Consider the following 14344-nt stretch of genomic DNA (forward strand, 5'->3'; position numbering starts at 1 on the left):
TATCGTTTGAATTTAGAAGGATTTTTAACCCAAACACCGCAATACACGACGATTCGCCAGTCGATTGCACCGGGGCAGCGGCAATTAGTCACCGGGCTTAACGGTTCGGCCGAGACACTCCTGATTGCCAGTCTCTTGCACGACCGGCAACACTCGCTGGTCTACGTGACGGACACGCTCTATCACGCGGGCCAACTGGTCGATGACTTGGCGAACCTTTTAACTGAAGACGAATTGTACGAGTTTCCCGTGGAGGAACTTCTGGCGGCCGAGGTGGCTACCAGCTCACCGGAGTACCGTTCGGACCGGATCGACGCCCTGCGCGCGCTGCAAAGTGACCGGCCGGTCGTCGTCGTGACCTCATTATCGGGGCTGCGGCGCTTCTTGCCGAACCCGGAAAACTTCGCCACGGCCCGCTTCACGGTCACCATCGGGGACGACTTCGACCTCGAGGACCTGCAGAAGCGGTTATTTGCCATGGGCTACAGTCACCAGAAGCTGGTGGCGGGCCCCGGTGACTTCGCCGTGCGGGGGTCCATCGTGGACATCTACCCGCTGGCGGCGGATTATCCCGTGCGGATTGACTTCTTCGACACCGAGGTCGACTCGCTGCGGTACTTCGACCCGGCCACCCAACGGAGCCTGGAGAACACCAAGTCGGTCGAGGTCCTGCCCGCGACCGACTTCATCCTGAACGCCCACGAGCGGCAGGCCGGGGCGGACGCCCTGACGGCCGAGTTGACCCAGCAGACGGGGAAACTCGCGGAGAAGGACGCCACGACGCTGACCAACCAGGTCCAGCCGTTGATCGACGGCTTACGGAAGGGGTCCGTGGATCCGCAACTGATGGAGTTCGCGGACTACGTGTTCCCCGAGCATCATCAGCTGTTGGACTACCTGCCCGCTGACGGGGTCGCCGTTTTCGGAGACTACGCGCGGTTGCAGGACGGCGAGCGGCAACTGTTAGAGGACGAGGCGAACTGGGCGACCGATAAGTTGGCCCATCACCAGATCTTCACCGACCAGACCTTTGGCGGCGAATTACGGCCCATCGTTCGGGACGACCCCCACGCGCAGATCATGCTGTCCCTGTTCCAGAAGGGGATGGGTAGTCTGCGGTTCGCGGGCATCACCAACGTGACCACCCGGGCCATGCAGCAGTTCTTTAGTCAATTACCGGTCATGAAGACCGAGATCGACCGGTGGCACAAGAACCAGCAGACCGTGGTGTTGCTGGTCCAGGACGAGGACCGGTTGGCAAAAATCGAGAAGACGCTGGACGATTTCGAGATTCAGGCGGTCCTGACCAAGCGGGACAACCTGCAGACGGGTCTGACCCAGTTGGTGCCCGAACGGCTCCAGACCGGGTTTGAATTACCCGAGGCGAACCTGGTGGTCATCACCGAGGCCGAGATGTTCCAGAAGGTCACCAAGAAGCGGCCGCGGCGGCAAAGCATGGCCAACGCCGAGCGCCTGAAGAGCTACACCGACCTGAAGCCCGGCGATTACGTGGTCCACGTCAATCACGGGATCGGGAAGTTCGTGGGGATGCAGACCCTGACGGTCGACGGCGTCCACCAGGACTACATGACCATCGATTACCAGGACAACGCGCAGTTGTTCATCCCGGTCACCCAGCTGAACCTGATCCAAAAGTACGTGTCCTCCGAGGACAAGAAGCCGCGGGTCAACAAGCTGGGCGGCTCCGAGTGGGCCAAGACCAAGAGCAAGGTCGCGGCCAAGATCGAAGACATCGCCGACGAACTGGTCGACCTGTACGCCAAACGCGCGGCCGAAAAGGGGTACGCCTTTCCGCCGGACGACAGTCTGCAGACCGACTTCGACAACAGCTTTCCGTACGCCGAGACGCCGGACCAGTTGCGCTCCATTAACGAAGTGAAGCACGACATGGAAAAGCCGCGGCCGATGGACCGACTGCTGGTCGGCGACGTGGGCTACGGGAAGACCGAAGTGGCCCTGCGTGCGGCCTTTAAGGCGGTTGAGGCGGGCAAACAGGTCGCCTTTCTGGTGCCCACCACGATTCTGGCGCAACAACACTACGACACCATGGTCAGCCGGTTCGAGGGCTACCCAATCAACGTCGAGATGTTCTCCCGTTTCCGGACGACCAAGCAGATTCACCAGTCGATTAAGGACCTGGAGAGCGGTAAGTTGGACATCGTGGTCGGGGCCCACCGACTGCTGTCCAAGGACGTGAAGTTCAAGAACCTGGGCCTGGTCTTGGTGGACGAAGAGCAACGGTTCGGGGTCAAGCATAAGGAACGTTTGAAGCAACTGAAGGCCAACGTCGACGTCTTGACGCTGACCGCGACGCCGATTCCGCGGACCCTGCACATGTCGATGCTGGGCGTCCGGGACCTGTCGGTGATCGAGACGCCCCCGGCGAACCGGTTTCCGATTCAGACCTACGTCATGGAGCAAAACGCCGGCGCGATTCAAGACGGGATTCGCCGGGAGATGCAGCGGGGCGGGCAGGTCTTCTACCTGCACAACCGGGTGGACGATATCGAAAAGACCGTCAGCCAGCTGCAGGCCCTGGTACCGGAAGCCCAGATTGGCTACATCCACGGGCAGATGACCGAGGCGCAGCTGGAAGGGGTCCTCTTCGACTTCCTGCGGGGCGAGTACGACGTGCTGGTCACCACGACCATCATCGAGACCGGGATCGACATCCCGAACGCCAACACCCTGTTCGTGGAAAACGCCGACCGAATGGGCCTGTCGCAACTGTACCAGCTGCGGGGGCGGATTGGCCGGAGCAACCGGGTGGCGTACGCCTACTTCACCTACCAGCCGAACAAGGTCCTGACCGAGGTCAGCGAGAAGCGGCTGGAGGCCATCAAGGACTTTACCGAACTGGGCTCGGGCTTTAAGATCGCCATGCGCGACCTCTCGATTCGGGGGGCCGGGAATCTGCTGGGGAAGCAACAACACGGGTTTATCAACTCCGTGGGGTACGACCTCTATACGCAGATGCTCAGTGACGCGGTCGCGAAGAAGCGGGGCAAGCAGACGCAGGCGAAGACCGATACCACGGTCGAGCTGGGCGTCGAGGCCTACCTGCCAAGCGACTACATCGAAGACGAGCAACAGAAGATTGAAATGTACAAACGGATTCGGCAGCTGGAGAGCGACGATGAGGTCAGTGAGATTCAGGCCGACCTGATTGACCGGTTCGGCGAATACCCGACCGCCGTGGGGCAACTCCTGACGATTGGGCAGTTGAAGCTGGCGGCGGACCTGGCGCTGATCGACAAGATCCGGCGGGTCAACGGCGACGTCTTCGTGACGGTCTCCAAGCAGGGGACCAACATCTTAGGCGGCGAGGACGTCTTCAAGGCGTTATCGGTCACCAAGCTGAAGGCGACGGTCACGGTCAACGACGACCGGCTGCACATCAAGCTGGTCATCCAGCCGCAGATGACGGTCGACGACTGGCTGCCACAGGTCCACCAATTCATCGCCGCCTTACGCGACATCGTGGTCAAGACCACGGCACCTAAAGCGCAGGCGGACGATTAAACCGGATAAGGCGATGACAGGTGCGGAATAGCTGGTTGGGATTAGTCGTTGACAGCCGCTCCACGCCGGCGAGCAAGATGGCCGAGGTTAGTCGTTGACAGGCGCTTCGCTCCGCCGAGCAAGATTCCTGAGGTGGGCACGACTTCGAAGCCCTGAAACCCACAGGTCTCCGAAGCTCGGCCTTGATGTAGGCCGGGAAAGAACCCCGACCAACATCAATTTCACCACAGGAATCAAGTCGGCTCCGTTACGCTAAGGTTGACAGCTGGTGGCAACTTAACGAGGTTAACGTGGCAGCTTAACCGATTAAACCGTTACGCATCATGAGGGTGTGTGGCTAATTGATGGTCGGTGTCATGATATTCAGGAGCGTCGGGCGAGCCAACCAGTACGAATGCCTCTACCACTGACCGCGTGATGGCAGTGATTGGCTACAGGGTGGCCATCATAGCCGCGAAGATGGCTGATGGTCAGTTGTGTCAGTGACATTAGACGAGCTAGCTAGCGTGGATGGATTTAGCAATCGTTATCGGCTGAGACTACCTTCGCCGAGAGGGAGGTCAGAAGCGGGCTCAGTAGCCTTGTTTCTGTTGATCGGGTGATTTTCCCGGTCTACAGAAAGGCCGAGCTTTGAGATCATCGCGATCCTTGCGAGGAGCTCAAAGTCGTGCCGGCTACGTTCCAGCCCGATTCTGACCGACCGGTAGGCCTGGCCACCACCAGTTTGCGGTTCATGACCCGGACCTTAACCATTCTTTAACTGGTATTTTGGTGGGGAGTGGCGTAAGGTGCTGCTTATGAATGATGTTTGCGATGAAGGAGGGGAGCCCATGGGCCACCAAAACGTCAACGCCACCCTGCGAGGCGCGTTGATTCTGTCAGTAGCGGCGTTTATCGCTAAGCTGCTCAGTGCGGTCTACCGGGTACCGTTCCAGAACCTAGTGGGAAACACCGGCTTTTACGTGTATCAGCAAGTCTATCCCCTGTACGGCATCGGGATGACCTTCGCCCTCAGCGGCCTGCCCGTGTTTATCTCGAAACTGATCGCCGACGCGCCGGACCTGCCGACCCAGCAACAGGTGGCGCGGCAGGTCTATCACTGGACCTGGGGCCTGGCTCTCAGCATCTTTACCGTCCTCATGGTCGGGGCTCCCTGGCTGGCTCGGGGGATGGGTGATCCCCAGCTGACCCCGCTGATTCGGATGGTGGCCTGGATGTTTCTCCTGATGCCCGACCTGTCGGTGAACCGGGGCTACCACCAGGGCCGCTTTCAGATGCTGCCGACCGCGCGTTCACAGGTCATCGAGCAGACGGTCCGGGTCGTCGTGATCCTGGTCGTGGCCGTGGTGGCGACGCGCCAGGACTGGTCCGTGTACCGGATGGGCACCTGGGCGTTGAGTAGCGGCACGCTGGCCGCCATCGCCGCGTGGGCCGTTTTGCCGCGTTGGCGGACGGCGGCCCAGCCCGCCGTGGCACCGGTGCCCCACGTGGGCCGGCGCTTACTGGTCGAGGGGGGCACCCTGTGCCTGCTGACGGCTATGATGGTGCTGCTGCAACTGGTGGATTCGTTCACCGTGAAAAACGGGCTGGTCGCCGGGGGCCTGTCCGACCTGGCCGCCAAGAACCTCAAGGGGGTCTATGACCGGGCCCAGCCTTTGGTACAACTGGGCCTGGTGGTGGCGGTGGCCTTTGCCACGTCGCTTCTACCGGCCCTGACCGCCGCGCAACAGCGCCGGCGGCCCCGGGAGTTCAAACGCCTGACGACCACCATGATGCGCATCGCCCTGGTGATCGCCACGGCGGCGACCGCCGGACTGATCTGCCTGATGCCCTGGATCAACCGCCTGCTCTTTGGCAGCACCCAGGGGTCGGGGATGTTAGCGGTGTATATGCTGAGCATTATCCTGGCGACGCTGATTCAGACCTATAACAGTGTGCTGCAGAGCCGAGACCAGTACCGCTTGACGGTCTTGGCCCTGGTGACGGGACTGCTGGTCAAGGCGGCGGTCAACCACTGGGCGGTGGCTCGCTTCGGCGGGCTCGGTGCCAGTTGGGTCACCGTTGCCAGCCTCGGGGTGATATTTGCCGTCATCTGGTGGGGCTCGGACGCAACGTTACGGGCGGGCATCTGGACGCCGACCTTTGGCGGGAAGCTCCTGGCGTGCGTCGTGGTGCTGATCGGCGGCCTCGGGGTGCTGACCAACCTGATCGCCCGGCTGTGGCCGGCGGTCTTGACGGGCCGACTGGCGGCCGGGGCGTTGCTGTGCCTGGCGATTCCCGTGGGTGCCGGTCTCTTTTTGGGGGTTGCCCTGGGCTGGCGGCTCCTGACGGTCCGGGAGTGGCTCACGCTGCCCCACGCCGATAAATTATTACGATTTTGGCAGAAATTGCGTCAACACGGAGGAAATTAATATGCGATTAGATAAATTCTTAAAAGTCTCACGAATCATCAAGCGGCGGTCCGTTGCCAAGGAAATTGCGGACAAGGGCCGTATCCTGATCAACGGCAAGGTCGCCAAGTCATCCAGTAACGTGGCGACCAATGACGAACTGGTGATTAAGTTCGGGAATAAAACGTTGACCGTTCAAGTGAACGAACTGCTGGAAACCACCAAGAAGGATGACGCCGAACGGATGTACACCATCGTCAAAGAGGAATACGCTCAGGACTTTCGGCAATCGGCTGACAAATAATGTGACGAATCTTTTACATTATGCTTAACGCGCTAGACGTTCACTAACGAACTTGCTATACTCAAGTTAAACGTTTTGGTCAAGTTTAGTGGGGTGAACGACATGGCGGATACGAAGCCGCGAATGGCAAAGGTTGAACGGTTAGAAAACGACTATACCCGGCAGTTGGACCGGCAACAGGCGGCGGCCCACCATCACCGGTGGTTGGGGCGCCGGCGGTTTCGGCGAGCGGCGCGGATTATCGCCATTTTTGCCGTCTTCACCCTGATTTTAGGGGTGCAGCTGGTGCGGACGAACGCCAGTCTGCACAAGGTCGATCAACAGGTCGTGACCAGCAAGCAACAGTTGGCCAAGACCAAGAAGACCAACGCCGACCTGAAGCTACAAGTGAAGCAACTGAACGATCAGGATTACCTGGCCCAGTTGATTCGCTCAAAGTACTATTATTCGAAATCAAATGAGACGATTTATAGTCTCCCGGGGGACCACGCGAACGACGTGACAGCGAAGTGACGGTCCCGACCCACTCAACGGCTACGCGGCCTTGGGTGGGTTTTTGTTTGGCGCCGGGGCGTCGTGAGCGCGTTGGGGTCTGTGACCGGCTGGGGTTGCACCGGCTTCCCGCCCGTTAGCCGTCGCTGGTTAAATTTGTCACCGGCCTTTTCAAGTTTTGCCGTATGGCATTGACGGAAATTGTGTTATACTGAAACCACTTATTTTAAGGAGGAACTTCTTGTTTATGGCAATCGAGGTTGGAGCTAAAGTTTCCGGAAAGGTCTCTGGAATCACGAACTTTGGCGCATTTGTTGATTTAGGTGACCACAAGACCGGGTTGGTCCACATTAGTGAAATTTCTGACGGGTACGTGAAGGACATTCACGACGTGTTATCCGTGGGGGATGAAGTGACGGTCAAGGTATTGACCGTTGGTGATGACGGTAAGATTGGGTTGTCGATTCGTAAGGCACAGGATCATCCGGCTGGCGATAACGCCCATCGGCCGCATCATTCCGATCACCGCGAGCACAACGATCACCGCGGCAACAACGACCATCGTGGGGGCAACTTCCACGGTGGCGACCGCGGCGGTGAGCACGGCCATGGTGGCCGGCGGTTCGACAATAACGGGCCCCGGGCCCACCATGGTTCGGCGAACGGGCGCTTCTCGAGTCATCACTCGAACCATAAAGAGAATTTTGACGACATGATGTCCGGCTTCCTGAAGCAAAGCGAAGAACGTTTAACGACGATCAAGCGCAATACGGAAGGTAAGCGTGGCGGCCGTGGCGGTCGTCGGAGCTAAGACCGGATACTGAAAAGCAACACAGGACCGCACATCGTTGCGGCCCTTTTTGTTATCACGGCAACGAAAGGCGGGCAAACAACATGGACTTGGAACGGGCGTTTCGGCAGAATTGGCGGCAGCACGGCTGGGCCACGACCGGGCAACCGGGGCTGGTGGCCGTTTCCACGGGCGTCGACTCGATGGTCCTGTTGGCCCTGCTGCTGGCCTTGCCGGCAACGGAGCGGCCAGACCTGACCGTGGTCCACGTGAACCACCACCTGCGCGCGCAGAGTCAGACCGAAGCGGCCTTTTTAAAGCGGTGGTGTGCGGCCCGGCACGTGCCGCTGGTCGTGCGCGACTGGCCGGTCGCCCAACACCCGACCACGGGCGTGGAGGCGGCGGCTCGGGACTTTCGCTACCGGTTCTTTGAAGAGCAGCTGCAGCAACGCGGGGCGGCCTGGGTCGCGACCGCGCATCAGGCCGATGAGCAGGCGGAGACGATTTTGTTGAAGCTCTTGCGGGGCGGTGACCTGGGACAGCTCCGGGGGATGGCTGCCAGCCGGCCCCTGGGTCCCGGGGAGGTCCGCCACCCGTTGCTGCCGTTTACCAAGGCGCAATTACGGGCGTACGCCCGGCAGCACGCGCTGCCCTGGTACGAGGACGCCACGAATCAGGACCTGGTCGCCCGGCGGAACCGCATCCGTCACCAGATCTTGCCTCAGCTCCAAGCGGAGAACCCGCAGGTGGTGGCCCACCTGCAGGCGTACGCGGCGCAGCTGACCGCGACCCTGGCCGTGGCCGACCGGACGTTGGACCGGGAATTGACGGCCATCGTCAGTCATGAGCAGCCGCTGACCGGACGAGTCGCGCCGCTACTGGCCTATCCGTTGGCTGAGCAGCGGCTCTTATTGGCGCGGCTGATCAAGCGGGTGGCTCCCGAGCGCTCGACGGCGCAGGCGACCCTGGATCAGTGCCTGACCCTGTTGACGAACCCCCAACGACCGACGGGGCAAGTCGTTTTTGGAAGGGGTTGGGTGTTCGAAAAGCGTTACCGGACATTTCTGGTCTGGCAACCAGAAAAATTCGGGGAAAATCCGCCGGCCCGTTTTAATTTTATGGTAGTATTAAACCAATGGCAGCCGGTTGGTAACGGCCGGTTGCTCGGTGTCTTTGAAGCTCAGACGTCACCGACCCTGCCGGCCGCGCAGACGGTCACCCTCAGTGCAGCCCAGCTGCCCTTGACGGTGCGACCGTGGCGGCCAACGGATCGGTTACGTCTGGCGGATGGCCACCATCAGACGGTGCGCCGAGCGTTGATCAACGCCAAGGTGCCGCAGTCCTCCCGTTCCCAGGTGCCGGTATTGGTCACGGCGCAGGGGACGGTGCTCGCGGCCCTGGGTGTGAAGTGGGCGGTCTGGCCGCACCGGGAAAATGCCACAACATATCATATTGGATACCAACCTGAATCGGTGAAAGGGGAACAGCATGAATAACGATATTGAAAAGGTCCTATACAGTGAGGAAGACATTGCCGCAGCCTGCAAACGACTGGGGACGCAACTCGCAGAGGATTACCACGACAAAACGCCGCTGATCATCTGCGTCTTGAAGGGGGCCATCCTGTTCATGACCGACGTGATCCGCGACATGGACATCTACGCGGAGATCGACTTTATCGACGTCTCCAGTTATCACGGTGGCACGGCTTCGACGGGCACGATTACCTTATTGAAGGATTTGGACACGGACGTGGCGGGTCGCGACATTTTGTTAGTTGAAGACATTATCGACACCGGCCGGACGTTGAAGTACCTGGAAGACCTGTTACGCGACCGGAAAGCCAACTCCATCAAGGTCTGCACGTTGATGGATAAGCCTAGTGGCCGGGTGGTTGAGGCCAAGGCGGACTACGTTGGCTTTAACGTCCCGAGTGAGTTCGTGGTCGGCTATGGGTTGGACTACGAAGAAAAATATCGGAACCTCCCATACGTCGGGGTTTTGAAGCCGGAAGTCTATTCAGATAAATAATTAGTCAACGATAGTCAATTGTGATAACATCTAATTTAGTTAAAGGGCAAAAGCTCTAAATATCGTTTCTAGTCAGTGATAGACTGGGAACTGTGGGTAAGGAGGCACGACATGAATAATCGACGAAACGGACTATTCCGCAATAGCCTGTTTTACATTGTGATCTTCTTGTTGATCATCGGTGTAGTTTACCTATTCAATGGAAACAACACCAGCTCACAATCCCAAGAAATCCAATCGAGTCAGTTCGTCAAAGATCTGAATGCGAATAAGATTAAGAGCTTCTCCATTCAACCTTCGGGCGGCGTCTACAAGATCACCGGTGAATACCGGAACGCGCAAAAGCGGACCACGAACACCGGCTTCAGTCTCGGCGGCAGTCAAAGCACCGCAGTGACGAGCTTTAGCACGCAAGTCTTGACGAATAACTCGACGGTTTCCGAGATTGATAAGGTCGCCAAGCAGCACAATGTCAAAATGAACACCAAAGCGGAAGAGTCAAGCGGGTTCTGGATCAACCTCTTGGTTTACGTCGCACCACTCGTGATTTTCTTCTTCTTCTTCTACATGATGATGGGTCAAGCCGGCCAAGGCGGCGGCAATGGCCGAGTCATGAACTTTGGGAAGAGCAAGGCCAAGCCGGCGGACAGCAAAGAGAACAAAGTACGGTTCTCCGATGTTGCCGGTGAGGAAGAGGAAAAGCAGGAACTGGTCGAAGTGGTCGAGTTCTTGAAGAATCCACGCAAATTTGTTTCCCTAGGTGCCCGGATTCCATCCGGGGTCTTGCTGGAGGGCCCGCCAGGAACTGGTAAAACGTTACTGGCGAAGGCCGTTGCTGGTGAAGCCGGCGTTCCATTCTTCTCGATTTCTGGTTCAGATTTCGTGGAAATGTTTGTCGGTGTCGGGGCCAGTCGTGTCCGGGATCTCTTTGAACAGGCCAAGAAGGCCGCACCATCGATCATCTTTATCGATGAAATTGATGCGGTTGGTCGTCAACGGGGTGCCGGCATGGGCGGTGGCCACGATGAACGTGAACAAACGTTGAACCAATTGCTGGTTGAAATGGACGGGTTTACCGGAAGCGAAGGGGTCATCGTGATGGCCGCGACCAACCGGTCCGATGTCCTGGATCCCGCGCTGTTACGGCCGGGTCGGTTTGACCGGAAGATTCTGGTCGGCCGTCCGGACGTAAAGGGTCGGGAAGCCATCCTGAAGGTTCACGCCAAGAACAAGCCATTAGCGAATGACGTTGATTTGAAGGAAATTGCCAAGCAGACTCCCGGTTTTGTCGGGGCCGACTTGGAAAACCTCTTGAACGAAGCAGCCTTATTGGCGGCACGGCGGAATAAGACGCAGGTCGACGCTTCTGATCTGGATGAAGCCGAAGACCGGGTCATTGCCGGACCAGCCAAGAAGGACCGCGTGGTCAGTCCCCAAGAACGCAAGACGGTGGCTTACCACGAAGCCGGCCATACCATCGTGGGCTTAGTCCTGAACGATGCACGGGTCGTGCACAAGGTCACGATCGTTCCGCGGGGTCGTGCTGGCGGGTACGCCATCATGCTGCCACGGGAAGACCAGATGCTGATGTCCAAGAAGGATGCCATGGAACAGATTGCCGGGTTAATGGGTGGTCGGACGGCCGAAGAATTGATTTTCCATTCCGAATCGTCCGGTGCTTCCAATGACTTCGAGCAAGCCACGCAGATTGCGCGGGCCATGGTGACCCAGTACGGGATGAGCGACGCCGTTGGGACGGTCGCGTTGGAAAGCTCCGGTGGCCAGCCATTCGCTGGTGCCGGCTACTACAACCAACCGGCTTACTCCGAACACACGTCGAATCTGATTGACAGTGAAGTCCGGCGGATTATCAATGAAGCCCACGACACTGCCCGGAAGATCCTGGAAGAGCACAAAGCAGAACACAAGATTATTGCGGAAGCCTTACTGAAATACGAAACGCTGGACGAAAAGCAGATTCTCAGCCTGTTTAACACGGGGAAGATGCCGGAAAAGGACAGCAACGACGAATTTCCAAGTGAGAAGGCTGCCACGTTTGAAGAATCGAAACGCGAACTTGAACGCCGGGAAGCGGCCCGCCATGCTTCGACTGAAGCTAAGCTGGCATCTTCCGCGGCCAGCGACGCGAACGAAAATGCCGATCAGGCTAGTTCCGCTGCTAGTTCGGCCGCCGATGATCCACACGATGACGACCATTCTGCCGACTAACAATGATCGACCAAAGGGGTCTGGGACAACCGTCTCAGGCTCTTTTTGTGCCTTGGAAAAGGACGGGGGCAAACCGGGCCCCGCAAGCTGCTGGCGCCACGGGCGGCGGGCCAACGGTGGTTGGTTGCAAATTCGGCGGTTTCTGGTATTGTAGGGCATGGTGAATTTAACGAAGAAACGTGAATTTAACGACTATAATGATGCGAAGATGAAAGGAAGTTTACGCGCATGGCAGATTATTTAGTAAAGAGTTTGATTGATAACGGGATGTTTCGGGCCTACGTGGTCGACGCAACGGCGACGGTCGCCGAGGCGCAGAAGCGGCACGATACTTGGAACACGGCGACGGCGGCTTTGGGGCGGACGTTGATTGGGACCATGCTGCTATCGACCTCGTTGTTAAAGGGTGACGAGAAGTTGACGGTCAAGGTCAACGGTCACGGACCCGTGGGGGCTATCGTGGCCGACGGAAACGCCGACGGAACGGTCAAGGGGTACCTCCAGTACCCACACACCAGCCTACCGTTGAACACCAAGCATAAGCTGGACGTGAAGAAGGCCGTGGGGACGGCCGGGATGTTGACGGTCACCAAGGACCAGGGACTGGGCCAACCGTACACGGGCCAGGTCCCACTGGTTTCCGGGGAACTCGGGGAAGACTTTACCTATTATCTGGCCAAGTCCGAACAGATTCCGAGTGCCGTGGGGGTCTCCGTCTTCGTGGAACCCGACAACTCCGTGAAGGTCGCGGGTGGGTTCATGGTCCAGGTCATGCCCGGTGCGACCGACGAAGCCATTTCCCGGTTGGAGCAACGCCTGAAGTCGATGCCGATGGTGTCCGAACTATTATTGGCCGGTCAAACGCCGGAAGACATTTTAAAGCTGCTCTTTAAGGACGAAGAGGTCAAGATTTTACAGAAGATGCCCGTCGCCTTTAAGTGTGACTGCTCGAAGGACCGCTTTGCGGCGGCTCTGGCGTCCGTTTCGACGGCTGCTATTCAGGAAATGATCGACGAGGACCACGGGGCCGAAGCGGTCTGCCACTTCTGTGGGAACAAGTATCACTTCTCCGAAGATGAGCTGCGGGCCATCCAACAAAAGGCGCAGGAGAAGTAGGATGGGACAAGCCTGGAAGATTGGTGACGTGACGATTCCGAACCGGGTCGTGGTGGCGCCCATGGCGGGGGTGACCAATGTGGCCTTTCGCCTGATCTGTAAGGAGTTCGGTGCGGGCCTGGTGGTCTGTGAGATGATCTCGGGCCAGGGCATCCATTACCAGAACCAGCGGACCCTCCACATGATGGCGGTCGACCCACGGGAACACCCGATGAGCATTCAAATCTTCGGGGGCACCCAGGAGACCCTGGTGCAGGCGGCCCAGTACGTGGACCAGCACACCCCGGCCGACATCATCGACATCAACATGGGGTGCCCGGTCAACAAGGTCGTGAACACCGAGGCCGGGGCAAAGTGGCTCCTGGATCCCCAGAAGGTGCACGACATGGTGGCCGCCGTGGTCGCGGCGGTCGATAAGCCGGTCACCGTGAAGATGCGGACCGGTTGGGATGACCGCCACCTGTACGCGGTCGAGAATGCGTTGGCGGCGGAAGCGGCGGGGGCCGCGGCCATTGCGATGCACGGACGGACCCGTAAGCAGATGTACCAGGGCCACGCGGACTGGGAGCTGCTCAGCCAGGTGGCACAGCACCTGACGATTCCCTTTATGGGCAACGGTGACGTGCGGACTCCCGAGGACGCGCGCCGCATGTTGACGGAGGTCGGGGCGGACGCGGTCATGATCGGCCGGGCCGTCATGGGGAACCCCTGGCTGCTAAAACGGGTCAACCACTACCTCGATACGGGGGAACTGTTGCCGGAAGCAACGCCGGAACAAAAGATCGGTTGGGCGCAGGAGCATCTGCACCAGTTGTGTGTGGCGAAGGGACCCGAGGAAGGTCCCCGCGACTTTCGCAATCAGGTGGCCTACTATCTGAAGGGGATTCCCCACGCGGCCCGGACCAAGGTGGCGCTGACGGATGCCACGGATGAGGCGACCATGCGGACCCTCTTGGACGATTTCTTGACGAAGTTGACGCAGCGCAGTCGGCGTTCCCCGGTGCAACGCTATCGGTAGGGGCGCAGAACGCCCGAATAGATGAAGAACCGACGAGTCACGGATGGCCATCCGCGGCTCGTCTTTTTTCTGGGGAAAAGTTTTTGGCCTTTTTGACAAGTAGGCCTTGACCTCTTCTCGATAAATTGATAAGATATTATCTGTTGTCGCGAGGACATCCAAGTGCATAAATAACAATCTTATGAATGTTCATACAGATTTGAAATTTAGCCTTGATGGTTCAAACAGCAACTGATAGAATGATTTATGTTGTCGATACGACTTCTGTCAACTGAATATCGAAGGAACAATTTGAATAATCATTCAAATTTAACTTCAAAAAGTTGTTGACAGGGTTTTGACAACATGCTATACTTTAAAAGTTGTCACGGAGCGATTGCTTCTGATAACTTGGTAGACCTTTGAAAACTGAACATTGTTTCGACAAACCA

10 protein-coding genes are annotated in these 14344 nt (G+C 58.3%); all 10 read left to right on the forward strand.

Annotated elements, in window-relative coordinates:
- Positions 1-6: 6 nt before the first annotated feature.
- The 10 genes from mfd (at position 7) to dusB (ending at position 13913) form a co-directional block, all read left to right on the forward strand.
- Positions 7-3543 (forward strand): transcription-repair coupling factor, encoded by a 3537-nt coding sequence (gene mfd / locus FD37_RS03805; protein WP_056963573.1) that lies wholly within the window; start codon positions 7-9, stop codon positions 3541-3543.
- Between the two features lie 830 nt (positions 3544-4373).
- Positions 4374-5954 carry a polysaccharide biosynthesis protein gene (locus FD37_RS03810; RefSeq protein ID WP_056963575.1) on the forward strand — a complete coding sequence of 527 codons (1581 nt, stop codon included), beginning with the start codon at positions 4374-4376 and terminating at the stop codon, positions 5952-5954.
- A gap of 1 nt (position 5955) precedes the next feature.
- Positions 5956-6237 (forward strand): RNA-binding S4 domain-containing protein, encoded by a 282-nt coding sequence (locus FD37_RS03815; RefSeq protein WP_045807136.1) that lies wholly within the window; start codon positions 5956-5958, stop codon positions 6235-6237.
- A gap of 102 nt (positions 6238-6339) precedes the next feature.
- Positions 6340-6750, forward strand: coding sequence for a septum formation initiator family protein (locus FD37_RS03820; protein ID WP_052957172.1), 411 nt, complete (start codon positions 6340-6342; stop codon positions 6748-6750).
- A 226-nt stretch (positions 6751-6976) separates the two neighbouring features.
- Positions 6977-7540 (forward strand): S1 domain-containing RNA-binding protein, encoded by a 564-nt coding sequence (locus FD37_RS03825; RefSeq protein WP_045807135.1) that lies wholly within the window; start codon positions 6977-6979, stop codon positions 7538-7540.
- 83 nt (positions 7541-7623) lie between these two features.
- Positions 7624-9015: a tRNA lysidine(34) synthetase TilS gene (gene tilS / locus FD37_RS03830; protein ID WP_056963577.1), complete on the forward strand. Its 1392-nt coding sequence runs from the start codon at positions 7624-7626 to the stop codon at positions 9013-9015.
- Positions 9008-9550, forward strand: coding sequence for a hypoxanthine phosphoribosyltransferase (hpt, locus tag FD37_RS03835; RefSeq protein WP_045807133.1), 543 nt, complete (start codon positions 9008-9010; stop codon positions 9548-9550). The genes tilS and hpt overlap by 8 nt, the downstream gene beginning before the upstream one ends.
- A 111-nt stretch (positions 9551-9661) precedes the next feature.
- Positions 9662-11779, forward strand: a complete 2118-nt coding sequence (ftsH, locus tag FD37_RS03840; protein WP_045807132.1) for an ATP-dependent zinc metalloprotease FtsH — start codon at positions 9662-9664, stop codon at positions 11777-11779.
- 228 nt (positions 11780-12007) lie between these two features.
- On the forward strand, positions 12008-12895 hold the full coding sequence (gene hslO, locus FD37_RS03845) for an Hsp33 family molecular chaperone HslO (RefSeq protein ID WP_056963579.1): 888 nt from the start codon (positions 12008-12010) through the stop codon (positions 12893-12895).
- Between the two features lies 1 nt (position 12896).
- On the forward strand, positions 12897-13913 hold the full coding sequence (gene dusB / locus FD37_RS03850) for a tRNA dihydrouridine synthase DusB (protein WP_056963581.1): 1017 nt from the start codon (positions 12897-12899) through the stop codon (positions 13911-13913).
- Positions 13914-14344 lie beyond the last annotated feature (431 nt).

The sequence above is a fragment of the Levilactobacillus spicheri DSM 15429 genome (assembly GCF_001435095.1).
In the GTDB taxonomy this organism is placed as follows: domain Bacteria; phylum Bacillota; class Bacilli; order Lactobacillales; family Lactobacillaceae; genus Levilactobacillus; species Levilactobacillus spicheri.

Bases quoted from the DNA above. Each gene is read 5' to 3' on its own strand.
- tilS (WP_056963577.1), top strand. From the start codon at position 7,624: ATGGACTTGGAACGGGCGTTTCGGCAGAATTGGCGGCAGCACGGCTGG.
- FD37_RS03825 (WP_045807135.1), top strand. From the start codon at position 6,977: ATGGCAATCGAGGTTGGAGCTAAAGTTTCCGGAAAGGTCTCTGGAATC.
- hpt (WP_045807133.1), top strand. From the start codon at position 9,008: ATGAATAACGATATTGAAAAGGTCCTATACAGTGAGGAAGACATTGCC.
- FD37_RS03815 (WP_045807136.1), top strand. From the start codon at position 5,956: ATGCGATTAGATAAATTCTTAAAAGTCTCACGAATCATCAAGCGGCGG.
- hslO (WP_056963579.1), top strand. From the start codon at position 12,008: ATGGCAGATTATTTAGTAAAGAGTTTGATTGATAACGGGATGTTTCGG.
- dusB (WP_056963581.1), top strand. From the start codon at position 12,897: ATGGGACAAGCCTGGAAGATTGGTGACGTGACGATTCCGAACCGGGTC.
- FD37_RS03820 (WP_052957172.1), top strand. From the start codon at position 6,340: ATGGCGGATACGAAGCCGCGAATGGCAAAGGTTGAACGGTTAGAAAAC.
- FD37_RS03810 (WP_056963575.1), top strand. From the start codon at position 4,374: ATGGGCCACCAAAACGTCAACGCCACCCTGCGAGGCGCGTTGATTCTG.
- ftsH (WP_045807132.1), top strand. From the start codon at position 9,662: ATGAATAATCGACGAAACGGACTATTCCGCAATAGCCTGTTTTACATT.